33 protein-coding genes and 1 pseudogene are annotated in these 25,313 nt (G+C 62.5%); 23 read left to right on the top strand and 11 right to left on the bottom strand.

Annotated features, from left to right (window positions below; genetic code table 11):
* Positions 1-30: 30 nt before the first annotated feature.
* From AC5ZG1_RS26690 to AC5ZG1_RS26730, 9 genes and pseudogenes are all read left to right on the top strand, one after another.
* Positions 31-233: pseudogene (locus AC5ZG1_RS26690) on the top strand (ATP-dependent DNA ligase); the annotation flags it as partial.
* A 456-nt stretch (positions 234-689) separates the two neighbouring features.
* Entirely contained in the window at positions 690-875 is a 186-nt protein-coding gene (locus AC5ZG1_RS26695; RefSeq protein ID WP_130226907.1) for a hypothetical protein, read from the top strand.
* Positions 876-2,688: 1,813 nt separating this feature from the next.
* Positions 2,689-3,159, top strand: a complete 471-nt coding sequence (locus AC5ZG1_RS26700) for a MarR family winged helix-turn-helix transcriptional regulator (RefSeq protein WP_496134555.1) — start codon at positions 2,689-2,691, stop codon at positions 3,157-3,159.
* An 81-nt stretch (positions 3,160-3,240) separates the two neighbouring features.
* Positions 3,241-3,609, top strand: a complete 369-nt coding sequence (locus tag AC5ZG1_RS26705) for a nuclear transport factor 2 family protein (protein WP_456644318.1) — start codon at positions 3,241-3,243, stop codon at positions 3,607-3,609.
* Between the two features lie 3 nt (positions 3,610-3,612).
* The gene (locus AC5ZG1_RS26710) at positions 3,613-4,053 is read left to right on the top strand and encodes a hypothetical protein (RefSeq protein WP_208822928.1); all 441 of its coding nucleotides are present in this window, start codon (positions 3,613-3,615) and stop codon (positions 4,051-4,053) included.
* Between the two features lie 223 nt (positions 4,054-4,276).
* Positions 4,277-4,483 carry a hypothetical protein gene (locus AC5ZG1_RS26715; RefSeq protein ID WP_028165531.1) on the top strand — a complete coding sequence of 69 codons (207 nt, stop codon included), beginning with the start codon at positions 4,277-4,279 and terminating at the stop codon, positions 4,481-4,483.
* Positions 4,484-5,092: 609 nt separating this feature from the next.
* Positions 5,093-5,362 carry a hypothetical protein gene (locus tag AC5ZG1_RS26720; RefSeq protein ID WP_130226911.1) on the top strand — a complete coding sequence of 90 codons (270 nt, stop codon included), beginning with the start codon at positions 5,093-5,095 and terminating at the stop codon, positions 5,360-5,362.
* 56 nt (positions 5,363-5,418) lie between these two features.
* Positions 5,419-5,592, top strand: a complete 174-nt coding sequence (locus AC5ZG1_RS26725; protein ID WP_456644320.1) for a hypothetical protein — start codon at positions 5,419-5,421, stop codon at positions 5,590-5,592.
* Between the two features lie 242 nt (positions 5,593-5,834).
* On the top strand, positions 5,835-6,065 hold the full coding sequence (locus AC5ZG1_RS26730; RefSeq protein ID WP_028165532.1) for a hypothetical protein: 231 nt from the start codon (positions 5,835-5,837) through the stop codon (positions 6,063-6,065).
* A gap of 30 nt (positions 6,066-6,095) precedes the next feature.
* Here AC5ZG1_RS26730 and greA read toward each other — a convergent pair whose 3' ends face one another.
* Complete coding sequence (gene greA / locus AC5ZG1_RS26735) at positions 6,096-6,581, bottom strand: transcription elongation factor GreA (RefSeq protein WP_130226912.1); 486 nt, start codon at positions 6,579-6,581, stop codon at positions 6,096-6,098.
* Positions 6,582-7,847: 1,266 nt separating this feature from the next.
* Between greA and AC5ZG1_RS26740 the strand changes: the two genes are divergently transcribed.
* From AC5ZG1_RS26740 to AC5ZG1_RS26765, 6 genes are all read left to right on the top strand, one after another.
* Positions 7,848-8,051 carry a hypothetical protein gene (locus AC5ZG1_RS26740; RefSeq protein WP_496134556.1) on the top strand — a complete coding sequence of 68 codons (204 nt, stop codon included), beginning with the start codon at positions 7,848-7,850 and terminating at the stop codon, positions 8,049-8,051.
* A gap of 113 nt (positions 8,052-8,164) precedes the next feature.
* The gene (locus AC5ZG1_RS26745) at positions 8,165-8,413 is read left to right on the top strand and encodes a hypothetical protein (protein ID WP_028165536.1); all 249 of its coding nucleotides are present in this window, start codon (positions 8,165-8,167) and stop codon (positions 8,411-8,413) included.
* A 271-nt stretch (positions 8,414-8,684) separates the two neighbouring features.
* Positions 8,685-9,974 (top strand): hemolysin family protein, encoded by a 1,290-nt coding sequence (locus tag AC5ZG1_RS26750; protein ID WP_496134557.1) that lies wholly within the window; start codon positions 8,685-8,687, stop codon positions 9,972-9,974.
* Positions 9,975-10,170: 196 nt separating this feature from the next.
* Positions 10,171-10,770, top strand: a complete 600-nt coding sequence (locus AC5ZG1_RS26755) for a formyltransferase family protein (protein WP_028165538.1) — start codon at positions 10,171-10,173, stop codon at positions 10,768-10,770.
* A gap of 197 nt (positions 10,771-10,967) precedes the next feature.
* Positions 10,968-11,324, top strand: coding sequence for a hypothetical protein (locus AC5ZG1_RS26760; protein ID WP_496134558.1), 357 nt, complete (start codon positions 10,968-10,970; stop codon positions 11,322-11,324).
* Positions 11,269-11,820 carry a hypothetical protein gene (locus AC5ZG1_RS26765; protein WP_456644324.1) on the top strand — a complete coding sequence of 184 codons (552 nt, stop codon included), beginning with the start codon at positions 11,269-11,271 and terminating at the stop codon, positions 11,818-11,820. Before AC5ZG1_RS26760 ends, AC5ZG1_RS26765 begins: the two co-directional genes overlap by 56 nt.
* Before the next feature lie 51 nt (positions 11,821-11,871).
* Here AC5ZG1_RS26765 and AC5ZG1_RS26770 read toward each other — a convergent pair whose 3' ends face one another.
* A complete protein-coding gene (locus tag AC5ZG1_RS26770) occupies positions 11,872-12,072 on the bottom strand; it encodes a hypothetical protein (RefSeq protein ID WP_496134559.1) in 201 nt (66 codons plus the stop codon).
* A gap of 9 nt (positions 12,073-12,081) precedes the next feature.
* A complete protein-coding gene (locus AC5ZG1_RS26775; RefSeq protein ID WP_456644325.1) occupies positions 12,082-12,480 on the bottom strand; it encodes a RidA family protein in 399 nt (132 codons plus the stop codon).
* A gap of 163 nt (positions 12,481-12,643) precedes the next feature.
* Between AC5ZG1_RS26775 and AC5ZG1_RS26780 the strand changes: the two genes are divergently transcribed.
* Both AC5ZG1_RS26780 and AC5ZG1_RS26785 read left to right on the top strand, forming a co-directional pair.
* Positions 12,644-13,522, top strand: a complete 879-nt coding sequence (locus tag AC5ZG1_RS26780; protein ID WP_496134560.1) for a DMT family transporter — start codon at positions 12,644-12,646, stop codon at positions 13,520-13,522.
* Positions 13,523-13,704: 182 nt separating this feature from the next.
* Positions 13,705-15,147: a caspase family protein gene (locus AC5ZG1_RS26785; protein WP_496134561.1), complete on the top strand. Its 1,443-nt coding sequence runs from the start codon at positions 13,705-13,707 to the stop codon at positions 15,145-15,147.
* Between the two features lie 72 nt (positions 15,148-15,219).
* Here the strand turns inward: AC5ZG1_RS26785 and AC5ZG1_RS26790 are convergent, their stop codons facing one another.
* Entirely contained in the window at positions 15,220-15,459 is a 240-nt protein-coding gene (locus AC5ZG1_RS26790; protein ID WP_028165544.1) for a BrnA antitoxin family protein, read from the bottom strand.
* Positions 15,460-15,461: 2 nt separating this feature from the next.
* Positions 15,462-16,439 carry a cysteine synthase A gene (cysK, locus tag AC5ZG1_RS26795; protein ID WP_496134562.1) on the bottom strand — a complete coding sequence of 326 codons (978 nt, stop codon included), beginning with the start codon at positions 16,437-16,439 and terminating at the stop codon, positions 15,462-15,464.
* Positions 16,440-16,670: 231 nt separating this feature from the next.
* Here cysK and AC5ZG1_RS26800 point away from each other — a divergent pair, with 231 nt between their 5' ends.
* Positions 16,671-16,886, top strand: a complete 216-nt coding sequence (locus AC5ZG1_RS26800; protein WP_028165546.1) for a hypothetical protein — start codon at positions 16,671-16,673, stop codon at positions 16,884-16,886.
* Between the two features lie 3 nt (positions 16,887-16,889).
* On the opposite strand, the gene tgt is transcribed toward AC5ZG1_RS26800, so the two are convergent.
* Positions 16,890-18,023, bottom strand: a complete 1,134-nt coding sequence (tgt, locus tag AC5ZG1_RS26805; RefSeq protein ID WP_496134563.1) for a tRNA guanosine(34) transglycosylase Tgt — start codon at positions 18,021-18,023, stop codon at positions 16,890-16,892.
* A gap of 306 nt (positions 18,024-18,329) precedes the next feature.
* Between tgt and AC5ZG1_RS26810 the strand changes: the two genes are divergently transcribed.
* The 4 genes from AC5ZG1_RS26810 to AC5ZG1_RS26825 all read left to right on the top strand — a co-directional run bounded on the left by AC5ZG1_RS26810 (position 18,330) and on the right by AC5ZG1_RS26825 (position 21,443).
* Positions 18,330-19,367 carry an aspartate-semialdehyde dehydrogenase gene (locus AC5ZG1_RS26810; protein ID WP_496134564.1) on the top strand — a complete coding sequence of 346 codons (1,038 nt, stop codon included), beginning with the start codon at positions 18,330-18,332 and terminating at the stop codon, positions 19,365-19,367.
* A gap of 100 nt (positions 19,368-19,467) precedes the next feature.
* Positions 19,468-20,181: a TetR/AcrR family transcriptional regulator gene (locus tag AC5ZG1_RS26815; RefSeq protein ID WP_456644397.1), complete on the top strand. Its 714-nt coding sequence runs from the start codon at positions 19,468-19,470 to the stop codon at positions 20,179-20,181.
* Positions 20,182-20,489: 308 nt separating this feature from the next.
* Positions 20,490-20,768 (top strand): hypothetical protein, encoded by a 279-nt coding sequence (locus tag AC5ZG1_RS26820; RefSeq protein WP_456644329.1) that lies wholly within the window; start codon positions 20,490-20,492, stop codon positions 20,766-20,768.
* A gap of 51 nt (positions 20,769-20,819) precedes the next feature.
* On the top strand, positions 20,820-21,443 hold the full coding sequence (locus AC5ZG1_RS26825; protein ID WP_456644330.1) for a PepSY domain-containing protein: 624 nt from the start codon (positions 20,820-20,822) through the stop codon (positions 21,441-21,443).
* Between the two features lie 209 nt (positions 21,444-21,652).
* Here the strand turns inward: AC5ZG1_RS26825 and queA are convergent, their stop codons facing one another.
* The 5 genes from queA to coaD all read right to left on the bottom strand — a co-directional run bounded on the left by queA (position 21,653) and on the right by coaD (position 24,837).
* A complete protein-coding gene (queA, locus tag AC5ZG1_RS26830) occupies positions 21,653-22,744 on the bottom strand; it encodes a tRNA preQ1(34) S-adenosylmethionine ribosyltransferase-isomerase QueA (protein WP_496134565.1) in 1,092 nt (363 codons plus the stop codon).
* A gap of 106 nt (positions 22,745-22,850) precedes the next feature.
* The gene (locus AC5ZG1_RS26835) at positions 22,851-23,318 is read right to left on the bottom strand and encodes a peptidylprolyl isomerase (protein WP_130226924.1); all 468 of its coding nucleotides are present in this window, start codon (positions 23,316-23,318) and stop codon (positions 22,851-22,853) included.
* Positions 23,294-23,728 carry a UCP034077 family protein gene (locus tag AC5ZG1_RS26840; protein WP_130226925.1) on the bottom strand — a complete coding sequence of 145 codons (435 nt, stop codon included), beginning with the start codon at positions 23,726-23,728 and terminating at the stop codon, positions 23,294-23,296. Before AC5ZG1_RS26840 ends, AC5ZG1_RS26835 begins: the two co-directional genes overlap by 25 nt.
* 9 nt (positions 23,729-23,737) lie before the next feature.
* Positions 23,738-24,301, bottom strand: a complete 564-nt coding sequence (locus AC5ZG1_RS26845) for a peptidylprolyl isomerase (RefSeq protein ID WP_456644332.1) — start codon at positions 24,299-24,301, stop codon at positions 23,738-23,740.
* Between the two features lie 38 nt (positions 24,302-24,339).
* Positions 24,340-24,837 carry a pantetheine-phosphate adenylyltransferase gene (gene coaD / locus AC5ZG1_RS26850; protein ID WP_028165554.1) on the bottom strand — a complete coding sequence of 166 codons (498 nt, stop codon included), beginning with the start codon at positions 24,835-24,837 and terminating at the stop codon, positions 24,340-24,342.
* A 215-nt stretch (positions 24,838-25,052) separates the two neighbouring features.
* On the opposite strand from coaD, the gene AC5ZG1_RS26855 reads away from it, so the two are divergent.
* Positions 25,053-25,313: a hypothetical protein gene (locus tag AC5ZG1_RS26855; protein ID WP_456644333.1), complete on the top strand. Its 261-nt coding sequence runs from the start codon at positions 25,053-25,055 to the stop codon at positions 25,311-25,313.

A 25,313-nucleotide genomic window follows, 5' to 3' on the forward strand; every position in this document is an offset into this window, starting at 1 on the left:
AATCGGCCTTCGTCGCGTGGAGTCATGCGAGTGGCGTTTCAGCGTAAGAAGCCGGCGGCCCTCGGCACCAAGGCCCCTTACCCGGCGCCAGATGGATCCATGAGATCAAGTTCGACGGCTATCGCGTCCAGGTCCACCTCGCCAATGAGACGATCAAGATGTTCACCCGCCGCGGCAACGACTGGACCAGGCGGTTTCGCAAGATCGCCGACGACGCCTGGCACATCTCGGCTTTCGCCCATGCGCCACCCCGAGCCTCGTGAAGTCTATCTGCACGTCATTTCGATGGGCCCAAGCTAAGAACCTCATCCAGCTCCGCCGCGCGCGCGGCTTGCCGCGCTTTTCGAAGCAGCTTCTCCCGCTCGGCACCAGGCGATAGGTGTCTTGCGCGAGCGCGAGCCTCTTCGGCAGAGCTGATCAGTCGTTCCTGGAGTGAAGTGGTCGTTTGGCCCGATTGCGCTTACGTTTGCCTTCCATGTAAAAACGCTAATCGCGGACAGTCTAGAGCTACATTCAAGTAAGTTAAGACGTCAGGGAAAATTGGGCCGGTCCGCTGCGCCTCGATTCAAGATGTCGGGACGCGTCGAGCCCAGTGCATGGCATTGGCCCCGGCATGAGCTTCCGCAGGTTATTGCCTTGGGATACCTGCCTGCCCTATTCCTGGGTCTTCCTGGAACCCGGAAAGAACCATGAAGGATATGCAGGCGCACCTGGAAAAGCTTCGGAATGAAGCCGAGGAGTGCGATCTAATCAGCAAGCTCGCGACAAACGCGACGAAGAAAGCACTCTTTGCAAAGCTTGCCGAACACCACCGAGCGTTGGTCAGGGATGTAGAGCAAGCCATCGCGGCCTCGTCGGTAGATCCGAGCGATTGAATCCTACCGCCAGCCGTTGCGGGCATTAAGGCGCAGCCCGGCCGGGGGTAAGACCGAGCTGCGGGGGGGGGGCTGTGCACACCCGGTTGGTGATCGTGTGGGCACACCATACAATTCGCGCGCGGAGCCTTTGTCCCTAATCTGGCGGCGGTGCAAAAACGAAGAAGACTATCGTGTCGCAGTCGCGATGGTGCTGCTGGAGGTCGAGATTGGCTAGCCAGAGGACCTAATGACGGCCCGCTGGAACATCGACAACGATCAGCCGCGCGTCTCGTTCCGGTAGTCAGCTGGGAAATCGAGTTCCTAAGCTCAGGCGATCCGATCAGGTGGTCGCCGCCCGAGGCGTCCTTCCAGTTCTGCTCTCAAGCGCGCCACCTGCTGAAGGCGGGCTGATAGATCCTCGGCAGTACGACTCAAGCGTACCCCCTGCGTAAGACGGTCTGATAGATTCTTGGTAATACGAAGCAGCAGAATGATGCGATCACCTTCTCTCATAGCGTCACCAGGCAATGTAGAGTGGCAGCAGCAGAGAGTAAATGAGCAGCCGCGGATCTGTTCCGGCTGCAGGGCGACAAGCACCAAACGATTTTCAGCGGTCCGCCCGTATCCCAGGACAGATGGACGTGCCGCACGGCCGTATAATCGACGCTGTAGCCGCAAGACGCACCAGATCATTTCGTCCTGGTGGACTTTCCAGCGAAAAGAACGTGGTGGGATATTCTACGAGACAGCGCTGTTCAGAAAGTGTAACCCATGTGTCCGGTACGTTTTGTCACCTATGTCTCGGGCCGCTCAAATACTTGCGCCAAAACACTTGCGCCAAAACTCAGACGACGAACATACGCGATGATATCATCAGCGATATGGTCGAGGTCACCTTAGCCGGCCGCATCCGTCTCAATGCGACAGCTCAGAGCGTCGGGCCGGTTTGCGCGCGCAGCTGTCGGATGGCCCATAACAAGTTCGGCCGGACCTCGCTGGACCTGCCAGCCTTCCAGGAAGCCGAGACGCCGCTGATTGAGCCTGTCAGTCGTGATTGTGGCGTGAGTTAATCACCCATGGACAGAATCTCACCGGTTTGTGTGGGGAGTTTCGGCGCGTTTGGGCCATTAATCAGCTATTGACCCCAGCAGGGATCCTCCCATGGAGTTGCCTGCACCAGATTTGTTGGCGGGCGTCTTTCTTGTCGGCGCTCTGGTTGGCTATGCCGTCAGAGCTTTTATGTCCGCCAGGCGTCGGACTCGAGCCCGCAAGCGACGACATGATTTCAATTAACTCACACCCATGACGCCCCGTAGCCTCCTCGGGTGGGGATCGATCCAGCAAAAGTGATGGGGGGCCCAGTGGAGTTTAGTGATAGATTTATGACAGCAGGCCTGACCTACCCATTTACCGTTTGGAAATGCTTCTCTTTCCCCCGAATTGGACCACAATGAACGAGGCAGAAGAGCCTCGTCGATTGGAGCGAGTAGCCCGCGAACAAGCTGCGCTGTGCCTCCTCGACGAGTCGCGCAACGCCATGCTCGAGATCGCCGGCAACTACGCGAGAGCCGCGGCGGTTTCCCAGACGTCTTCCCCCCTCCTCGCGGGCGTGTTCGCCTGGTGGTGGAAGTTGGTGTGTGGGTAAGAGCGCCCCTTTGAGGAGCGCCTTCGCGCGTCCAGGGCAGCGTCATATGTCCTCACGCGTTTGCACGCTAGCGGCGGCGCAGTCGCTTCCTGAGACGCTACTGATAATGGTAACGGGGAAGGTGCTGCGACCGGAGCTGCGCGCGCGAGGATAGATTCTCTTCGGCAAATTCGACACGATAGGCAAATGCAAAAAACCGCTTCTCACGCCGCGGGCCTGCACCGCGCCTCCCTCAACAAGCTCCACGATTTGGACGCGGCGCTGGAGCTCATGTACTATGGTTGGCGCGGGATGACGCTCTCGGCCGACCGGTATCTCGCCACGCTCGGCCTATCACGCCCGCACCATCGCATTCTCTATGTCGTCGCACGGCGGCCCGACATCTCGATCGGCTCGCTGATCGAGGTCCTCGGCATTTCCAAGCAAGCTTTGAACCGGCCGCTCGGCCTGTTGCTCGAGCGCAAGCTCCTGACATCGAAGCGGTCGCCCGAGCAGCATCGATCCAAATTGCTGCGCCTGACGCAGGCAGGGCAACGCATCGAACAACGAGCATCGGGCTACGAGCGGGAGGTCCTGCGCGAGGCATTTGATCGTGCTGGGCCGTCCGGCGCAGCCGCGTGGATGGCCGTTATGGAAGCCATCGCCGACAACAACTGACTGCGCTCTCAGGTCAACCTGATTGACGTCAATATCTCACTGTGCCACTCTTCAGCGGTTGCACTTGAGGAGGGCGGAAGCATGAGCGGACGGACAATGGACCGGGCGGCCGCCGGGCGCTTCGTCGAGGCGTGGTGCGCCAACTGGTGCAAGGTTGATATCGATGCCGTCGTCTCGCACTTGGCCGACAACGCCGAGATGCGCAGCCCCCTGGCGCTCAAACTGACGGATTCTCCCGTGGTCGTTGGCGCCCAGAACATTCGCGCCTACTGGCGCAAGGCTTATGGAGGCATCGAAAACGCAGACCTGAAAATCCTGGACTGGAGCTGGGACGAAACGATCGCGCGCCTAACGGTGTGGTGGCAACTGGGCGACACGCGCGCCAGCGAGTTCATGGACTTCGATGATGCCGGCCGTGTGGTGCGCAGCGAAGCCTTCTACGGAAAGTAGCCCATGCGATTCTCGGATTTCGTCCTGCTCCTCAACGCACTCTGGTTCGGCGGCGCATTCATCCAGTTCAGCATTGCCCAGCGCAATACGCTGAAGATCCTGGTGCCCCGGGAAGAGCGCGGCAATCCGATTGCACCGACCTTGTCCGCCAGCGTGGCATTTCTGGGCGGGATCAATCTGCCAATCGGTCTCTTGTCGCTTTATCTTCTCGCCCGGCCGCCCTTCTTTCAGGCGATTGACGCGCAGCTTGCGCTGTTCCTGTTCTTCGCCGCGTGCCACTTCAGCCAGTTCGCCTATAACCTCCCGGTCCTGATGCGCGGGGGTCGCGTCGGGGTGGCATACTGGCCCGTATTGAAGGGCCCGATGCTCAGGATTTTCGTCATCGATGCGACGCTGTTCGTGGCAAATCTTGCCGCGGTTTTGCTGCTGGCGTCGCGTTCCTGATGCTCCGCCGTCGCGGCGGTGTCGCCTTCCCAGAGCGGCGATCGCGTTGATGAGCGTCTCCGCGCTTTCCGCCTCGCCTGCTCTGCTTTCTTTCCAAGAAGACTTTCATACTCGCTGACGTTTTCATTTCGCACGAAACTCGCTGGCGGCGATGCAAACCTGATCTCGTTTTCCTCCGCAGGGCGCCCAACTACACGAACCTATCCCTCCAGGAGGAAGTGAAATGAAATTCGTTGCAGTCGCCTTGACCACTTTGGCCATGCTCTCGCTGACCTTCGTGCCGGCGGATGCCGCCAAGCGTCATCACCGCGCGCACCACGCGAAAAATTTGGGTAATCCGAACGGCACAGCCGCCGGCCCCACCTCGCTGAGTGGCACCGGATCGTCGCAGTACGGAGGATCAAGCCCGGGTACCGCGGGCAAGAATTGATCCACGGAAAGTATCTCTCTGCTCAAGGCGCGGCGACGATGATGTGTGGATGTCCGGCGCTTGATCCGGACGCGCTGCATGCCTTCGCCGCCGCGGCCGAGCTCTCCGTGGATTGTGGCCTGATCTTGTCGCTCGCGTGGCGGACTGTGTCAGGCGCCGGACCGTTTGCATCGCACGAAACCATTTTCCACCAATGACGAAAACGTCCTGAAACAAAGTGCGAGCTATCTACGTTTCAAAAGGAAAACAGGGATGGCAAACATGCAGTTCATATTGGACCTGTTCTGGGAACAATCGTGCAGCACATATCTCGCCTCCCTGGCACAACAGGAGGTGCAGCAATGATCGAGACCTCTGCAGCAATCCTCGCGCTGGTGAGCGTGGGTATCTTCCTCGCGCACGCGCTCGACGCTTATCGGACCGGCTAGCGCGAACCTGATTTCGTCTGGATGCCTTCCCGCTCTAGCAATCTTGAGCGGGCGATGTCTCATAGCGCTGCTGCCGTACCGTGATAGCCCTCGCCGAGCGCACCGGCCTAAATTCCAGCGCCTCCGGAAACGTTTGCCGCCTTGCGCGTTTTTGCAAGGAGCCAACATGGGAGGAGCGCGCATGCGGACCTCAACTATCGCAATGCTCATCGCCCTGGGAAGCGCGATCGCGCTGCCGGCAGCGGCGCAGCAGATGACACCCGGCAAGCAACAGATGCAGGACGACGCCAACAAGGGCGTCAAGACCCGCAACTCGGGCGAGTCAGGCTATGTGGCCGGCCAGGAGAAGCAGGGCGCGCGCGTTCCCGGTCAGTCTGACCAGAGCCAGACGACAGGATCCAGCAATGGAACCGGCAGCCAGGGTTCTGGATCGGGCGGAAGAAATCGATAGCGCGCAGCCAATCAGCGAGACCTCTGACACCACGGCGACTGCGCCAGGAGATCCGAATGACGACCGCGGCAAAGCTCCTCGCGCAAAAGCAGCAATTGCTCGAGCGGCTGCAGGAGAATCCCGGGGCGAACGAACGCGCGGAGATCGAGCGGCTGCTCGAGCAGATCGACACCGCGTTGAATCTGCTCGATGAAGCCGGCTCCAGCGGCTCCTGCGAAGAGTCCGACTAGCGTGGGTCGGATGGCTGCCTACAAAATCGCCTTGCCGGAACCGTATCTCGGCGCTTTTCTCAGAATTGTGGGTCCTTGGGGCGACACCTAGGGTTTCACCTGGCCTCGTGCCATCCACCCGCAAGAGCCCCCGCCTTCCTCCCGGTCGGTGGGGGTTTTGTTTTTCATCAAGCGGATCGGCCCGAAGAAAAAGTATAAGATGGGCCCGTGAGGAATTGCCCAGCTCATTTCGAGGAAGCGCTATGGATAGTGATTTTGTCGGTTACCAGCATGCGATGCTTGTTCTCATGCGCCACATATTGGCCGAGCAAGCACTGCAGAGTGGCGAGGAGCCGATGCAGTGGCTCCGCAACTTCAAGAGCCGGGTGGTCCAGGACATCAAGGGAACGTCAGGTCCTTCGGAGCAGGACGAACTGGCTGTGATCCCGGTGTCTCTTGCCGTGATCGACGACGTTTTTGCCGATGTGATGTAGTTTGAGACCAAGCGCTCGCGGCACGAGCGGTCACGCCTCGCCAAGCGCATTCATACGGGAGACGTTGAGGATTTCCGCCTCACCGCTGCCAACGCGGACAACGTCTCCCACCCTCCTGCCAAACAGCGCTCGCGCCAATGGTGAGGCGTGCGAGACGGTGCCGTGAGCAGGATCCGCCTCGTCCTCGCCGACGATCCGAAAGGTCTGTTGTCGACCGTCATCGCGGAGGATTGTAACGGCATGTCCGAACCGAACCTGGCCGTCGTCCTCGGGCTCTGCCACCACATTGGCGGAAGCGCGCCTCGCGCTCCAATAACGCAAGTCACGTGAGGCGCTCGCGATCGCCGAGCGGTCGCCCTCCGCCTGTGCCGCCACCAACGCTTCTTGCGCGGCCGCGACTGCGGCCTCGATCTGGGCAAGGCCTTCCCTGGTGACATCGTTTCGCGCGTCCGAAATCGGCCGATCGGGCAGATCGTCGAGCTTACCCTCGCCTTCCCTGACAAAAGCGCGGCTCATGTTGCTCTCATGCGCGTCGGGCCAACGCGCGGACCCATCACTTCGCTCTTGCGTTCGGCGCCTTGGTCCTGCGGCCCTTCAAGATCATTCTCTTCTGGCATCTTCGACTCCGAGACTGGATATTTGCAACGGGTCCGAACCGGCGTCGTTCCTCGATCACCTTCACGTAAATCGGGATAGTTCGGCATCATTCTTAGGAAAATTCGGAACGCCTGGCCGCCTCCTAGGTTATCGTCCCGTCGATTGGGACGACATGATCCACCTTCCCAAGGGCCCCGGCGATTGTCCCCCGAGCAAGCCGGGGCCCAACTTTTTGAGAAGCAAAGATTGAACGCGCTGGATTTCTTCGTACCGAACGATGCAGACACATCGCGATATCACGACAATATCAGCAGACCATTCGACTCTGGTGAGGCAAGTCCACGATGAGGGGCGCAGAGATTCATCATAGCCGCTGGCCATGCAGCACCAAGGGATTGAATTCACCGTCGAGAAAACCAGGCAGCGCCACGTCTGGCGCTGGATATTCTGGATCGGCGATCAAGCGAGGACCGGCCTGATGCGAACGCCATTGGAGGCGCTCGCGATACGCCGGACGCAAACGCTGATCGATCGCGAGTTGAAAAAGCGGGCTCAGGAGAATGCTTGTTAGAGCGAGGTCGACCCGCCCGCCGTGCCGATATTCGTGAACCGCCCAAAGCAAAAAGGACGAGGCCCGGTCAACCTAGAGACCGAGCCTCGTCGCATCATCCCCCGCCCCATCAGCGCGATGATGTCTGGTGGAACGATCGTGTCATACGCAAAATCTGAGGCGCGATCCATCCGGGCGACTACGGGACGTCGAGCATTTGCGATCGGCGCAGCATGACAGAACGGTCCAGCAAGCTCTGTCTGGCTTCGTCACCGGCACCTGCGATTGCGCTGCAGCAGCGGTTTGCGCCTGCAACCTCTCGTTTAGTTGATTGAATTGCTAGCGGCGCGCCTCGCACAGATTAGAAAGCACTGATGGAGGCTGCCGTGCTTGCCGAAAAATTCTTCCTGTTGTTGGAGACTCTGAGGAGCTACACCGAGACCGACGGAAGTCAGCGCGTGGTCAGCACGTCGCCGCACGTCCCGCTCCAACTCCCCGAGGCCCAAGTCATCTTTCTCTACCCGTCCAGGGCCGACACGAGACAGCGGCACGGTTTGAATAGCTGACGTGAACCACGTCACAGCGGTCGGCGTTTCGGCGCGCTAGACAGGGCGCCCTAGGACCGCGGTGCCGCCATGGAAAAGAAGTTCGACCTGCCCACGATCATCGCCGCCGTCGTTGTCGCGGGGTACGCGGCAATCATACTGGAATATGTCGCTCATGAGGATCTCGGCTTTTCCACCACGCAGATCCGGCACGTCGCGATGATCGCCGCGGTGCTTGCCGGCATCTGGGTCGCGATGGACATGCTGCGCTCGAATCCGGATGAGGTCGAATGAGGATGGCACTGATCAGCCGTTCGAAATGCAACCCTGACGCTATTTTGTCCTAGGTATTCTCTGACGAATCAGACCTACTCGCGTCTTGATCGATTCTCACACGGTTTGGCGGCATGACCCAACCAGAGATCTTGGATCAAGACATCCGCGCGTTGCAGGAATGGCTTCGCGCCGCTTGGCTGCAACTCGCTGATCCCTCGCTGACCGCTTTCGGCCGGCGCGAACTGCGCAACCAGATGAAGCAATACAACGCCGATCTGCGCGCGCGTCTCGAGCGCGTTGCCGCGCCCCAGCCGAAGCAGAGCGGGCAGCCGGAGCGCAGCTTCGCAAGACCAGAGATGCGGATTCTCGCTTGGCGCTAGACTTCTGATTCGATCAGAACCGAACATGCGCCAGGCCGTCAGGCCTGGAGCATCCACCTGCGTCGCTCTATCGCCAGCTATTGCGGTGGCCGAGTTTGTACCGCCGCTCCCCGGCTTCACGATGTGACGCCCCTCACACCGAGCCGAACCTGTGTTAACACCTTCGCGCGGCGCGGCTGTTCCCGACGGCGGTCGGCAAGCCGCAGCCAAACGGGTTGCGTTTCCTATATGTTCGGTGCTGTCGCGGCTGAGCGTTAAAGAAGGTTTAATCGTGCTTTATCTGGAACTTGCGATCGTTTTTGTCCTGATCGTCGTCAATGGCCTGCTTGCGATGTCGGAACTGGCGATCGTCTCCTCCCGGCCAGCAAGGCTGGCGGGATTGGTCGAAAAAGGCGTGAGCGGCTCGCGGCAAGCGCTGGCGCTTTCATCCGACCCGGGCAAATTCCTTTCCACCGTGCAGATCGGCATTACCCTGATCGGGGTGCTCTCGGGCGCTTTTTCCGGGGCAACGCTTGGGCAGCGGGTCTCGCAATGGCTGCTCGGATTCAGTGTCTCCCCAGCGCTCGCCGATGCCATCGGCGTCGGTTTTGTCGTCACCGTCATCACCTATGCCTCGCTGATCGTCGGCGAGCTCGTGCCTAAGCAGATCGCGCTGCGCGATCCGGAAGCGATTGCGGTCAGGGTCGCGCCGGCCATGGTGTGGATGGCGAGGATCTCGCTGCCGCTGGTTTGGCTGCTCGACCGCTCCGGCAAGGCGCTGCTCTGGCTGCTCGGCCATCGTGGCGAAGCCGAAGAGAAAGTCAGCGAGGAAGAAATCAGGACGCTGGTGGTCGAAGCCGAAAACGCCGGCGTGCTCGAGCCCGGCGAAAAAGAGATGATCGCGGGCGTAATGCGGCTCGGCGATCTTCCGGTCGGCGCGGTGATGACACCGCGCCACGAAGTCAGTTCGATCGACCTCACCGATCCCCCTTCCGAGATTCATGCAACGCTGCTCAAGACCAACCACTCTCGCGTGGTCGTATTCGACGACAATGGCGACGTTGCACTTGGCATCGTTCAAGCCAAGGATCTGCTTGATGCTTATCTGTCCGGCGGAACGCCGGACATCCGCTCGCTCGTCCGTCAGGCGCCGGTGATTCCGGAGACCGTCGATGCACGCGACGTGGTCGCGATCCTGCGCGATTCTGCCGTCCATATCGGCCTGGTGCACGATGAATACGGCACCTTCCAGGGCGTGGTGACGAGCGCCGACATTCTGGAAGCGATCGTCGGCGCGTTCCACACCGAGGAGGGGCCGGCGGAACCCGCTTACGTCAGGCGCGATGACGGCTCCTACCTGATCTCGGGCTGGATGCCGGCGCTCGAATTTGCCGACCTGCTCGGCATCACCCTTCCCTCGCCGCGGCCCTACCAGACCTTTGCGGGCTTCCTGCTACAGGAATTCGGCGCGATCCCCAATGTCGGCGAAAAGGTCACGGCCCATGGCTGGCAGTTCGAGATCGTCGATCTCGACGGCCGGAGGATCGACAAGGCCTTGGTCAGCCGCGTGGAAGAGACGTGACCTATCTCTTATGGCCTGGAAACCCACCGGTTCCCGGCCCTGCCGTGACGGCTGTTGCGCACCCGTCCCATGCGCCAGACCGGCTCGCTGCAGCGCCGTTCTGTTGATAACCAGGAACTTGTCCATTCCCGGCGGCAGGACAATCGGCTGCCCTGTGCTATCGGCATAACGGCAAGATCAGGTACGGAACACAGATATGCGGATTACCCTCGTCGGTTCCCGCCATTTCGGCGTGGCGACCTTGAATATGCTGCGCCAACGCGAAGTCGATGTCGTCAGGGTCGTGGTGCACGATGGCGAAGACCGGCTGGCGGCGGCTGCGCGGGCCACAGGGATCGATGTGGTGGTGCAGGCCAATCCGAAGCTCGTTGTAGCCTCCGAGATCGCCCCCGACACCGATCTGATCGTAACGGCCCACAGCCACGCCCGCGTCGGCAAGGAAGCGCTGGCCGCCGCGAAACTCGGCGGGATCGGCTACCATCCCTCGCTACTGCCCCGACATCGCGGCATGGCTGCCGTGGAATGGACCATCAAGGAAGGCGATCCGATCGCGGGCGGCAGCATCTATCATCTCGCCGATCGCATGGATGCCGGCGCCATCGCGGCGCAGGACTGGGTGTTCGTCAAGAAGGGCGAAACCGCACGCGAGCTCTGGGAGCGTGCACTTGCGCCGCTGGGGCTCCGGCTGCTCGCCGAAGTGATCGACTATGCCAGAGCTCATGGCAGTCTTCCTGCCAAGCCGCAGGATGAGCAATTCGCGACCAAGGCACCCAGTCTCCCTGACGCCAGGCACTGAACGCCCAAAGTCTGCCGCAAGAATCGAACGCGCCTGTCTTTCGATGTGCGGATTCACTCTGCGGATTCACCATGCAAGTTCACCATGATGTGTTTGATCTCGCAGGAACTTTTTGCCTTCCACAGGACGGCCCATTTTGAACACATTGTGTCCGGATAAGCCGGACTGATCACACACATTTCAAGGAAATCTGATCCATGCGTCCTGCCCGCATTCGCGCGCTCTTGTTTGCGTCCTTTCTCGGTTCTGCTGCCCTGATTTCTGCCCCTGTTTCGGCCCAGCAGCCCTATGACGGCCTCTGGCAGGTCACCGTGGTCACCAAAACTGGAACCTGCGAGCCTTCGACCTCTTCCACGGTTACGGTCACGGACGGTCAAATCTCCGCGCCGGGCGCTGGCATCTCGGGCAGGGTCGGCCGTGAGGGCCTTGTGCGAGTCTCGATCAATGGTGCATATGCCAACGGACAGCTCAGTGGCAACTCCGGATCGGGGAAGTGGAATGGGGCATCAGCAGGCGTACCGTGCAGCGGTCGATGGGAAGCTTCCCGTCAGTAAGATCCACCGGACCTCGAAGCTGTTCCCCTCCGCACGGCGGCTGACTGTCGCGGCGGCATTTGCTGCGGCAACGTTTTTGGTCTCCCCCGGCCATGCTCAGTCCGGCCCGTTTGCCGGGATGGCCGGCACTTGGTCTGGCGGTGGCAGCGTAACCTTGGACGACGGCTCCAGGGAGCGCATCCGCTGCCGCGCGACCTACCGCGTCGGCGGCGTCAACATGGCGATGTCGCTGACCTGCGCCAGCGATGCCTACAAGTTCAACCTGCAAGCCGATGTCGTCGCCCAGGGTAGCGCGATCTCCGGTAACTGGACCGAGGGTAGCCGCGGGATCAGCGGGAGCCTGCAGGGTCGCGGCGGCGGCGGTAATTTCCAGGTTGCCGTTAATGCCGGCGGGTTCAATGCGAACCTCAGCATGCGGACGAGCGGCAACAAGCAATCTGTCAGCATCAGGGCCGATAACGGGTTCCGCGAAGCGGACATCTCGCTATCGAGATAGCTCGCGCACGCCGCTCGCCCGCGGAAGCGGGCGATAATTCAGGAAACCCGTTCAGCTCGTCTTTGGGTTCGCCAGCCGCTCGGCGGTGTCCTTGATGGTCTTGGCGATCAGCAGAGCCTGCTCCTTGTTGAACGCAAAATCCTGCACGCCTTTGTGCGTCGTCAGCGACAGTACCATGATGTCGGGCTGATGTTCGGGCCAGCCGGTGGCGAAGCCGGTCACGAAATCCGCCGACGTCTTACGGTTTGCCATCAGCGCCACCTATGCCGCGGGAACGAAGGCGGTGACTTCGATCTCGACCTTGGCGCGTTGATCGACCAGGCCGTCGATATAAAGCAGAGTGGACGGCGGGAAATTGCGCCCCAGCGTCTCCTTCCAGGCCGCGCCGATTCCGGCGCCCGCGGCCTCGTATTCAGCACGATTGGTCAGATACCAGGTCAGGCGCACGATGTGCTCAGGCCCGGCGCCGGCTTCGCTCAAGAGCCTGATGATCCGCTTCAGTGCAGTGGCGACCTGCGCTGCCATCTCCGGCGCGTAATCGCCCTTCTCATCGCCGCCGGTCTGGCCCGCCAGCACGATCCATTTGCCTGATGCGTCGAAGCTGACGCCGTGCGAGAAGCCGCGGGGTTTCGACCATTCGGCCGGTTGCAAGACATGCATGAATTTATCCTCCCAGAAGCGGGACGATGCTTAGCACCTAAGGGGCCATCACGGCAAAGCTGAGGGCCTGCATCGCTGCCTTCTCGGAATCGCGAGTTGCAAATCGCGTGGGCCTCGCCGATACCGATGTTCCCGCCCGTCCCCCTCCTTCTCCGCATCGCCGATGGACCGCACCCCTTCCAAGATCAAGGCCGCGTTGTGGATGGCGGGCTGGCTCACGCTGATGCTGGTGATCGCGATTGCCGGCCGCGAAGCCATGCGGGACATGAACGTGTTTCAGCTCATGGAAGCGCGCTCGATCCTCGGCTTCTTCATGCTCTATCCGCTGATCCACGCGAGTGGCGGATTTTCGATCCTCAAGACCGCGCGCGTGCACATGCACGTCGCGCGCAATCTGATCCATTACGGCGCGCAGCTCGGCTGGTTCTTCGCGCTGACGCTGATCCCGATCGGCCAGGTGGTGGCGATCGAGTTCACCATGCCGATCTGGACAGCGATCCTCGCGGCAGCCTTCCTCGGCGAGCGCATGACGATGTGGAAGATCACAGCGATCGTGCTCGGCCTGATCGGCGTAATCATCATCGTCCGCCCCGCCACGGGCGAGATCAATCCGGGCCAACTGATCGCGCTTGCAGCTGCCGTAGGTTTCGGCATCTCGGTTGCGATGGTGAAGTCGCTGACCCGCACCGAGCAGACGCTGGCGATCATCTTCTGGATGCTGGTCGTGCAGTCGGCCGCAGGCCTGTTGCCGTCGCTCTATGTCTGGACATGGCCGCCGGCATATGTCTGGGTTTGGGTCGTCCTGATCGCCTTCTGCGGCACTTTCTCGCACTACTGCATGGCGCGCGCGCTGCTGTACGCGGACGCGACCGTCGTGATTCCGATGGACTTCCTCCGGGTGCCGCTGACCGCGACCGCGGGCTGGCTGATCTATTCGGAGCAGCTCGATCTGTTCACCGTGCTCGGCGCGGTGCTGATCCTGACCGGCAATCTCCTGAACTTGAAACCGAACGCGCCGGCTCACGCCCGCGCAGGGACCTGACGATCTGCGCGGTTGTGACGTAGATCACGTAGCCGCCGCGCATTTCATGGCATGCCTTATGGCAACGCGATTCTCTCGTCGACCGCAGCGGTATTTTTATGCTGCGCGAACGGTAGTGTTATCGTGTAGTCTGACACAATGCGATAGAGCCAAAGCCTTTTCGATTCTGCTGGGGGATTTCAATGCGCACCCTTACCCTCCTCGCCTCGCTGATCTGCGTGGCGCTGACCGCAACTGCCGCCCGGGCCGACAGACGCGTCGCCTTCGTCGTCGGCAACGGCGCCTACAAGAACGTGACGCCGCTGCCCAATCCGACCATGGACGCCAAGTCGATGGCCAGCGCATTGCGCAACGTCGGATTCGAGGTGGTCGAGGGCACCAACCTCACCCGCGACAAGATGACCGAGAAGCTGCTCGACTTCGGCAAGAAGGCGCAAGGAGCCGACATCGCGGTGTTCTACTATGCCGGCCACGGCATCGCGATCAGTGGCACCAACTATCTTCTGCCCGTCGATGCCGACATCAAGTCGGAGATGGACGTCAAGCTGGGCTCTGCCATCAACATCGACCTCACGCTCGACCAGACCATGAGCGACGCCAAGGTCAAGCTGGTGTTCCTCGATGCCTGCCGCGACAATCCGTTCGCCGCCAAGATCAAGTCGAACTCGGCGACCCGCAGCGTCAACGTGCAGACCGGCCTTGCCGAAATGAAATCCGGCGAAGGCACGCTGATCGCGTTCGCAACCGGCCCGGGCCAGACCGCGCTCGACGGCCAGGAAGGCGCCAACAGCCCGTTCACGCGCGCGCTGATCGCCAACATCACCCAGCCCGGCGTCGAGATCCAGCAGGCGATGACCAAGGTCCGCGCCCAGGTCAACGAGGAGACCAGCAAGGGCCAGTTGCCCTGGGGCCACACCAACCTGATCGGCTCGGTCTATCTCAACGGCGCGCCGGCGAACAACCCGGCCACCGCGGCGGGCACGCCTGTGGCATCGACCGCGGTTGCAGCCGCGCCGAGTTCGGACGTCGAGCTCGAGTTCTGGCGTTCGATCAAGGACTCCAACAAGACCGAAGAGTTCAACGCCTATCTCTCGAGCTATCCGAACGGCCAGTTCCGTTCGCTCGCGCTCGCCCGCATCGCCGCGCTTGAGAGCGCCGCGGCTCCGAGCACGCAGACGCGTAACCTTAGCGCCGGCATCGATCCTGCGACCTTCACCGAGGAAGCAAGCCAGGTCACCGAGGACCAGATCGGCCTCGACAAGGGCCAGCGCCGCGACGTGCAGCGCCGCCTCAACGGGCTCGGCTTCGACGTCAAGGCCACCGGCAAATTCGACGAGCCCACCCGCGCCGTGATCACGCGCTGGCAGGCCGCGCGCGGCTATCCGAAGAGCGGCTACCTCAATAGGCTGCAGCACAAGGCGCTGCTGACCGAGGTCGTGGCGACCACGTCGACGAGCTCGAGCGATGAAGAGCGTCCGCGCCGTCGCGCCAGCAGCGGTGGCGGCGGAGGTGGTGGCGGCAGCGCTCCCCCTCCCCCCCGCCATCACGGCGGTGGCATCGATCCGGGAGCCGCCTTCGTCGGCGGCGTCGTGGGTGGCATGCTGGGCGGCGCGTTCCGTCGCTAACGCCCTTGAAACGTTCAACGAAAAGCCCGGCTCACGCCGGGCTTTTCAGTTTCTGGCGGCTCCTCGTCGGAGCTACTTCCCCGCCGCCTTGCGCAGCGCCTCGTTGATGCGGTCCTGCCAGCCCGGGCCGCCCTCCTGGAACCACTCCAGCACGTCCTGGTCGATGCGCAGCGTAACTTGCTCGCGCACGCCGGGAGCGGCATTCTTCTTGGGCGGCGCTTCGGCCACCTTCGTGGTGGCGCGCTTGAACGCCGCTTCCGCCTCGCTGCGGGCGTCGTTCAGCGTGCGCGGTCGCCTCGGTTGATCGGCCATTGCTAGATCCCCTCAAACAGCGCCGTCGACAGATAGCGCTCGGCGAACGACGGCACCACGGCCAGGATAGTCTTTCCCGCAGCTTCCGGCCGCTTGCCGATCTCAAGCGCCGCGGCGATTGCCGCCCCGGAAGATATGCCGCCGGGAATGCCTTCGTTGCGCGCCAGCGCGCGCGACATCTCGATCGCGGTGGTGCTGTTGACCTTGACGATCTCGTCGATCACGGAGCGATCGAGGATGTCAGGAATGAAACCGGCGCCGATGCCCTGGATCTTGTGCGGCGAATGCTGGCCGCCTGACAGCACCGGGCTTTCTTCGGGCTCGACAGCGACGATGCGCAGCGAGGGCTTGCGCGGCTTCAGGACCTGCCCGACGCCGGTGATGGTCCCGCCGGTGCCGACTCCCGCAACGAAGTAGTCGATGTTCCCGCCGGTATCGTTCCAGATCTCCTCGGCGGTGGTGCGGCGATGGATCTCCGGATTGGCGAGGTTCTTGAACTGTTGCGGCATCACCGCATTCGGCGTCGTGCGCACCAGCTCTTCGGCGGCCGCGATCGAGCCTTTCATGCCCTGCGCTGCCGGCGTCAGCACGAGCTCGGCGCCAAGAAACGCCAGCATCTTGCGGCGCTCGATCGACATCGATTCCGGCATCACCAATTTCAGCCGATAGCCGCGCGAGGCCGCGACGAACGCCAGCGCGATGCCTGTATTGCCCGAGGTCGGCTCGATCAGCACGGTGTCGGCATTGATGATGCCGGCCTTCTCCATCGCGATGATCATCGCCGCGCCGATGCGATCCTTCACGCTCGCCGCCGGATTGAAATATTCCAGCTTGGCGAGGATCGTCGCGTGCGCGCCATGCGCCTGCGGCAACCGGCGCAGGCGGACGATCGGCGTGTTGCCGATCGCGTCCACAATGGAGTCATAGACCAGCCCTCGTCCCGGCCGTTGCGCTGCACGCGTAGTTGAAGGCGCATCCATCACGGGGCTCCTGTGCAAAATGTGCCGCGAAAATCGCGGTTCTCGTTAGTTAGGAACAGGGCCCACCGCAGCGCAAGAAGGGAAACGATCGATTAACAAATCGCTGCATCGCAACAGCGAAATGTTTCTAAATAGCGATAAACCAACGCATTTGTGTTGCGACAACGTCAAATAAATCGGTGTATAAGTTACCTCCAAGTTAAGCTCCCCACAGATCGCCAGGAGGTCACGATGACAGCAATCGCTGAAATCCCGTCGACCATTGCGGTTCGTCCGAATCCGCGCGGCTGCGATCTGCCGACCTGCCCGGTGTGCGCAGACACCATGATAGCTGCGGAAGCGTCTGCCTATCTGTACGACAGCATCATCAGCTATCTCTGGACCTGCGACACCTGCGGTTACGGTTTCGTGACCAAGCACGCGGTCAAGCGCTTCGTCTGCAACTAAGCCCTATCTGGCGGCGATGTCACCGCGCGCCCAATCGGCGCGCGTTTGGTTTTGGAAGTCCTCAAAACTTCCGCCCGCGATCGCGGCGCGTATGTCCTGCATGAGCTGCTGGTAATAGGCGATGTTGATTTCCGATAGCAGCATCGCACCGAGCGTCTCACCCGATTTCACGAGGTGATGCAGATAGGCGCGCGAATAGTTGCGCGCGGAAGGCCACACGCTCTCTTCGTCCAGCGGACGCGGATCGTCGGCGTGTCGTGCGTTGCGCAGGTTCACCGGCCCGAACCGGGTGAACGCCACGCCATGACGTCCGTTCCGCGTCGGCATCACGCAGTCGAACATGTCGATGCCGCGCGCCACCGCTTCGAGGATGTCCTCGGGCGTGCCGACGCCCATCAGATAGCGCGGACGATCCGCTGACAGCGCCGGCGCAGTCTCCTCGATCATCGCCAGCATAACGGCCTGCGGCTCGCCGACCGCGAGGCCGCCGATCGCGTAACCGTGAAAACCGATCTCGACCAGCGCCTCGGCGCTTTGCCGGCGCAGCTCGGGGAGATCGCCGCCCTGCACGATGCCGAACAGCATGTAGCCGGCGGGTGCAGTCTCGAAGGCGCGCTTGCTGCGCTCGGCCCAGCGCAGCGACAGCCGCATCGCGCGCTCGATATCGTCGCGCTCCGCCGGCAACCGCACGCATTCATCCATCTGCATCGCGATGTCGGAGCCAAGCAATCGCTGCACCTCGATCGAGCGCTCCGGCGACAGCTCGACCTTGGCGCCATCGATATGCGAGCGGAAGGTCACCGCGTTCTCGCTGACCTTGCGCAGCTCCGACAGCGACATCACCTGGAAGCCGCCGGAGTCCGTCAGCATCGGCCCGTTCCAGCCGGTGAACGTCTGCAGCCCGCCGAGGGCTGCGATGCGCTCGGCGCCGGGCCGCAGCATCAAATGATAGGTGTTGCCGAGCACGATGTCGGCGCCGGCGTCGCGCACCTCGCGCCAGTGCATGCCCTTCATCGCGCCGGCCGTGCCGACCGGCATGAATGCCGGCGTGCGCACCACGCCATGCGGCGTGGTCAGCCGGCCAGTACGGGCATTGCCGTCAGTTGCGAGCAATTCGAAATGATTGGGAAGGCTCATGCGGCCGCTTATGGCGCGCCAGCGTGGCTCGTTCAACCGCGCCGACGTCGTTTTTCTGCCGCAAAGCCGTTGACGGCGCAAAAACTCTCCCGCATAAGTTCCAACACCATGATGACCGCGACCAAACGCACCACCACGACCAAAAAGCTCTCCGGGGCCTTGGGAGGCGTGCGCGTGTAGTCGGACCGACCGCATCATCTCAAACCGAAGCCCCGCCTGATGAAGGTCCGGGGCTTTTTTTATTGCCCTACAGCATGATCCGGAAAAGTGGGCACCGGTTTTCCGAAAAGATCATGCTTAAACAAGATGGAGACTTCCGTGAAGAACGATCCCGTAGTTGCCATTGCCGGCGTGACCGGCGCCGTCGGTGCCGAGTTCATCGCCACCATGGACCGGCGCGGCTTCCCCGTGCGCAAGCTGAAGCCGCTGGCGAGCAGCCGTTCGGCGGGCAAGACCATCGACTTCCGCGGCCAAAAGGTCGTCATCGAGGAGCTCAACGAGCGCTCTTTCGAGGGCGTCGACATCGCCCTGTTCTCGGCCGGCAGCGGCGTCTCGAAGAAGTTCGCACCGCTTGCGGTGAAGGCCGGCGCCGTTGTCGTCGACAATTCCTCCGCCTTCCGCATGGACCCGAACGTGCCGCTGGTGATCCCGGAGATCAACGCGTCCCGCATCCGCGAGCACAAGGGCATCATCGCCGTCCCGAACTGCGCCGCGATCACCGCGCTCGTGCCGCTGTGGCCGATCCATCAGAAGAACCGGATCAAGCGCGTGATCATCTCGACCTATCAAGCCGCGAGCGGCGCCGGCGCCGCAGCCATGGAGGAGCTGGTGGAATCGACCCGCGCCAATCTGAACGGACAGGTCTATACGCCGAAGGTGATGCCGCATCCTTATGCCTTCAACCTGTTCAACCACAACACCGCCGTCGATCCCGAGACCGGCTACAACGACGAGGAAACCAAGGTCATCAAGGAGACCCGCAAGATCTTCGAGGACGACCGCATCGCAGTCGGCATCACCTGCGTCCGCGTGCCGGTGCTGCGCGCGCATTGCGAGGCCATCACCTTCGAATGCGAGAAGCCGATCAGCGAGGACCAGGTGCGCGCGCTTCTTGCGGCCGCGCCAGGCGTGCGGATCGTGGACGATCGCGCCGCAAATTACTTCCCGATGCCGATCGATGCCTCCGGCCAGGACGACGTGCTGGTCGGCCGCATCCGCAAGGATCTGAGCGACCCGAGCGGCCATTCGATCTCGATCTTCGTGGCGGCCGACCAGCTCCTGAAGGGCGCAGCGCTGAACGCGGTCCAGATCGCGGAGCTGTTGCCCGAGCGCGTGATGGCGTGAGACCGGCGTCGCCGGCAGATTGGCGATGACGGCTGCACGGAGGCGCGATATAGAGCTGAGGTACAGTAGCGCAGACAGGACGGAACCACTGACGAGGTTAATGGCACGGGCGGCACGGCAGAGCGTTGCGAAATCCCGCGGCGGCCGCCCGACAAAAAGCGCCGCCATCCAGCGCGACCTGCGGCTGATCGAGGTTGCCACCCGGCTTTTTCTGGAGCGCGGCTTCGAGGCGACGTCGATCGACGCCGTCGCTGAAACGGCGCGGGTCAGCAAGCCCACCGTCTACGCCCGCTATCGCGACAAGCGCGGCCTGTTCGAGGCCGTGCTGCGGCGCGAGATTGCGCGCTGGCTCTCTCCGCTCTCGACAGCGGCGGAAATGCAGTGCAGCGATGTTTCCGGCGTTTCCGTCGAGCAAGTTCTTCTCGATCTCGCGCGGCAGATGCTCGATTTGATCAGCGGGCCTGAGCCGGGGGCTCTGGGCCGCATTGTGGCGGCGCAGGCAACCAATTTTCCCGAGCTCGCAAGGCTCGCCGAGGAAGAAGGCTACCTGAAAGCCGTTTCGACGATGACCCGTCTGTTTGATCGCCTGGTCGCCGAGCGAGCGGTCCAAATCGAGGACACGACGATCGCCGCCGAGGTCTACCTCAACATCACCGTCGGCCACACCTTCCGGCAAGCGACCAACGGCATTCCAATTGACCGGAAGGCTGAGGAAAAACGCTTGCGGGCTTCCTTGCGCCTCTTGATGACCGGCATCGGCGGACCTGGCGGTCGGCCGCAGAAATCCGGCGCACGCACCCGCCCGCCCCGCTGACATTTCGACAAGCCATGCCCGACGCCGCGGGCAGCCCCGCGATTTGCGTGGCTCCCCGGCACCCGAGAGCTGTTGACGATAACTAAACGATACCGTACGGTTTCGTTAAGTGAGCCGACGATGTCCGCCGCACCGGACTCGCCCAGTGCTCACGCCGTCGCAGACTTCGATCGGCGCAACCTGTGTCTTCCTGGCCCCCAAGCCGGCTTGCGCTGCTCGGACGGCCGACCCGGACACGGGTCGGCCGTGTCCTTTCGGCGCACGAACGCGACGCGCGATAGTCGTCCGGACCAGCAAGGATCCTCTCATTGGCCCCCGCCCTGTTGCAAAGAAGCGTCCAGCTCATGGCCGTCGGTCTTGCGATCACGGCGCTGTCATGCGCATCGCGAGCCGATGCAGAAGATCGGGGAACGCCGGAACAGCGCGAGGCCTGCACGCCCGATGTCTTTCGATTCTGCTCCGGTTCCATCCCGAACACCGAAGAGATTGTTTCGTGCCTTCACGCAAATAAGCGGCGGTTGAGCGAAAAATGCCGCGATGTGATCTCGGTTCGGAACTCAAAAATGCCGGATCGAAGTCCCAAATGATGGGAGACGCATGGCTGCGAAACAGATGCTTCGCGCCACGGAGGAGGATCGATGGTGAATCCGCGCACGCTCGCCACGAGCACAGAGTCCAGAACGACACGGCACCTGCTCGTGATCGGTCTGCTGACGCTGCTCGCATCCGCGCCCTCCTTCACTGTCGCCGCACCTTCTGCTCCTGAGGCTTCCTCCGGCCAGGAGCAGGCAACGGAGTCTGACGACAAGGCGGTCGCCCATCAAATTGAGCTGTTCCGGACCGCCCAGGTGTCGCTCAGCCGGGCCATCGAGATCGCCGAGCGGGCGCACGCCGGCGCGAGGACCTCCGATGTCAGCTTCGATGGGGGGTCAGGTGCGCCGGTGTACCGGGTCAGGACGTTTCATGACGGCCAGCTCTGGGAACATGCCATCGATGCTGCCACCGGCGAGATCTCGACGGATCGGCTGGTGTCGTCCCTGAAAGAACTCAATGCGGAGGACCGCACCAACATCGCTTCGCTGTCGGGTGTTGACCAGCAGTTGTCGGATGCGGTGCGCGTGGCGGAACGGGCCGCCTCGGGCAAGGCGATCAGCGGAGGCCTGACACGCGAACGCGGCAAGCTGAGCTTCGTGGTCATCATCGTCAGCGGACTGGATCTGAAGCAGGTGATCCTCGAACCGCCCCGCCGCAAGAGCCGTTGACGCTCATTCCCTTCTCCCCTTGTGGGAGAAGGTGGCGCGAAGCGCCGGATGAGGGGTTGTCGCCACGGGCGACCGTGCCCGCGGAGGCAACCCCTCACCCGAATGAGTCAAATAGCAGCAGCGGAGCAGCCCTCTCCCACAAGGGGCGAGGGCACATCAACTGGCAGCGCGAACGCATAAAGCTCCTGCGCAATCCGACGCTACACAATCTACAGAAACTCGCGTCCCTCGTGCGCGCGAAAGAGCAGGCACGCATCGCCATACGAATAGAAACGATAGCCCGCAGCGATCGCATGTGCATAAGCCCGCTTCATCGTCTCGAGGCCGGAGAAGGCCGACACCAGCATGAACAGGGTCGAGCGTGGCAGATGGAAATTGGTCAGCAGGATATCGACTCCGCGAAAGCGGTGGCCGGGCGTGATGAAGATCGCGGTGTCGCCGGTGAATGGCTGGATCGTGCCATCCTCCCTCGCAGCGCTTTCGAGCAGTCGCAATGAGGTCGTGCCGACCGCGATGATGCGCCCGCCTTTGGCGCGCGCCGCGTTCAGCGCGGCGGCGGTCTCTGCGGAGACGCAGCCCCATTCGGAATGCATCCTGTGCTCGGAGGTGTCGTCCACCTTCACCGGCAGGAACGTCCCTGCCCCAACATGCAGGGTCAGTCTGACAATATCGACGCCGTGGCCACGTATTGCAGCTTCCAGCGCCGGCGTGAAATGCAGGCCCGCGGTCGGGGCTGCGACCGCGCCCTCATTGGCCGCGAACATGGTCTGGTAGTCGGCGGCGTCCTGATCGTCTGGCGTGCGCTTCGAGGCGATGTAAGGCGGCAGCGGCGGGTTACCGAGATCGGCGATGGCCTGGTCGAGCGCGGGCCCGTGGAAGGAGAATGACAGCGTCACCTCGCCTTCCTGCCCCTTGGCTTCGACCTGCGCATCGAGATGTCCAAGCAGGCAGACCCTGCCCTCATTGCCGAAGCGGACAGTGTCGCCTTCCGCCAATTTCTTCGCCGGCTTCACCAGCGCCTGCCAGCGCGAACCGTCGAGCCGCTTGATCAGCGTCGCCTCGATCTTCGGTTCGGTCTCGCGGCCGATGCGGCGGCCCTTCAATTGCGCCGCGATCACCTTGGTGTCGTTGACCACGAGCTGGTCGCCCGGCTCGAGCCATTGCGGCAGCTCGGCCACGGTGCGGTCGCGCAGCACGCCGTCCCCCTGCACCACCAGCATCCGCGCGGCGTCGCGCGGACTCGCGGGCCGCAGCGCGATCCGTTCAGGCGGGAGGTCGAAGTCAAAGAGGTCGGTGCGCATTTTCTAGCCGTCATTGCCGGGCTTGACCCGGCAATCCATCTCCTAGGAAAGACTCTTCTGAAGAGCGATGGATACCCGGGTCAAGCCCGGGTATGACGATTGAGTGTCAGGCTGTCGCGTCGGCAGCCATCCTTGCCTTGACGATCTTGTCCGGGTTCTGCACCGGCTCGCCGCGCTTGATCTTGTCGACGTTCTCCATGCCCTCGGTGACCTTGCCCCAGACCGTGTACTGGCCGTTGAGGAAGGCGGCGTCGTCGAAGCAGATGAAGAACTGGCTGTCGCCGGAATCCGGGTTGGCGGCGCGCGCCATCGAGGCGGTGCCGCGGACATGCGGCTCCTTGTTGAACTCGGCCTTCAGCTTCTTTCCGGAGCCGCCCGTGCCGGTGCCATGGGGGCAACCGGTCTGGGCCATGAAGCCCTCGATCACGCGGTGGAACACGATGCCGTCGTAAAAGCCCTCGCGCACCAATTCCTTGATGCGGGCGACGTGGTTCGGCGCGAGATCAGGGCGCATCTCGATGGTGACGGGACCCTGGGTGGTCTCGAGGATCAAAGTATTTTCGGTAACAGCCATGCTCGCCTCTCTTTGGCTTCGGGTTGACGTTTGCGGGTTCGGAAAGGGATCGCCATCGGCCGGCCGGCAACCGCGCCGCCCAGTGCATCGGTAAATGGCAACGGCGTGCAACGTTCCAAGGCCTGCATCACGGCGATGCGGTATTGCAACCGGTCATTCTCGCTGGCCTCCGCCGTCTCATAGGTGATCCTGGGACGGCCGAGGATCGCGCCCTGGCGGGTGAAGCTGACGATCACGGTGATGTCGATCGGGTTGGCCTGCGACAGCGGCGGCGGCTTGAAGCAACTGTGCAGCTTTATGAAAAGGTCCTTGAGCGTATCAAGCTTCTCGGGCGCCGGCTGCGCCCGCGCCGTGCAGGCAAGCAGCATCAGCGGCGCTGCAAACCAGAGAAATGGTTTGCCGCGCAGCATCGGCAAGCCTCACTTGACGTCGGATGCGACTTGCACCTTCACCATCTTGTCGGGATCGGTTACCGCACCGCTCGGGGAGCCTGCGGGGGCCTTCTTCAACTTGTCGACCACGTCCATGCCGGACACCACTTCGCCGATTACGGTGTATTGGTTGTTCAGGCTCGGGCCGTCCGCGAACATGATGAAGAACTGCGAGTTGGCGCTGTCGACGCTGTCACCCCGTCGAGCCATGCCGACGATGCCGCGCTTGAACGGCACGTTCGAGAATTCCTGCTTCAGGTTCGGGTATTTCGAGCCGCCGGTGCCGTCGAATTTCTGGCCGTCGCCGGTCTGCGCCATGAAGCCGTCGATCACGCGGTGGAACGGCACGTTGTTGTAATAGCCCTCGCGCGCGAGCTGCTTGATGCGCTCGGCATGCTGCGGCGCGATGTCCGTCCTGAGCTTGACGACAATGCGGCCCTTGTTGGTGTCGATCACGATCGCATTGGCCTTGTCCAGATTGGCCGGCAAGGGCTGCGCGACCGCGGGAGCCACACAGAGGAGCGCGGCGAGAACGGCGAGGATTCGGATCATGAAAACTCCGGAACGGATGTCTGAGAAGAGCGCGAGAGCTAGCTGGCGAATTTGGCCTTGAGTCGGGCGGCGACGGCTTTGGGCACGAAGTTGGAGACATCGCCGCCCATGCCGGCGATCTGGCGCACCAGAGTGGCCGTGATCGGCCGGACTGTCGGCGAGGCCGGCAGGAAAACGGTATGCACCTCGGGCGCCATGGCTTCGTTCATGCCGGCCATCTGCATCTCGTAGTCCAGGTCGGTGCCGTCCCGCAGGCCCCGGATCAGAATCGTAGCACCGGCGCGTTGCGCCGCGGTGACGACCAGGTCATCGAATGTGATGCAATCGAAGCCGCAGCCGGCTTTGGCGGCGACGGGGCCGAATACCTCCTGCAGCATCACCAGGCGCTCCTCGACCGAAAACAGCGGCTTCTTCCCCGGATGGACGCCGATGGCGACGATCAGGCGGTCGCAGAGAACGACGGCGTGCTTGACCACGTCGAGATGGCCGTTGGTGACCGGGTCGAACGAGCCGGGATAAAGCGCGGTGCGAGGCATATCCCCCTCTAGCCTGCCCGGGGCTGGCCGGCAAGCCAGCCGGGTTCCCAGGCGGCCCTGAACCCCAATGTTTCATTGATCTGGCGCCGACGAAACAAAATGCCCAGGGAACGAAATCATTTTCGCCTCCGGCGAAGACAGCAGGAAACTGGCGGCCTCTATCACCGCCGCCAACGAAACGACGGGCCGCCAAGGCCCACTGACAGGGAACCGTCATGATCAAGGCACTTTCCGCCGTCGCCGTTGCCGCCTTCATTGCCGCCGCTCTCACCGTTCTTCCGGGCTTTGCGCCCCAGGTCGAGGCCAGCGTGCCCCGCGCTCTTGCCAAGGCTGACCGGCTAGACATCCGCCCCGCCGCCAAGGACACCTGCGCGCAGCAGAATTGGCCGAATTTTGATGCCTCCTGCCTCCGCAAGGCCGGCGGCAATGCCGCGGTCCGCGAAGCCCGTCTGGTCACCGCCGACCGCACCCCGTAA

The sequence above is a fragment of the Bradyrhizobium sp. Leo78 genome, assembly GCF_059512425.1.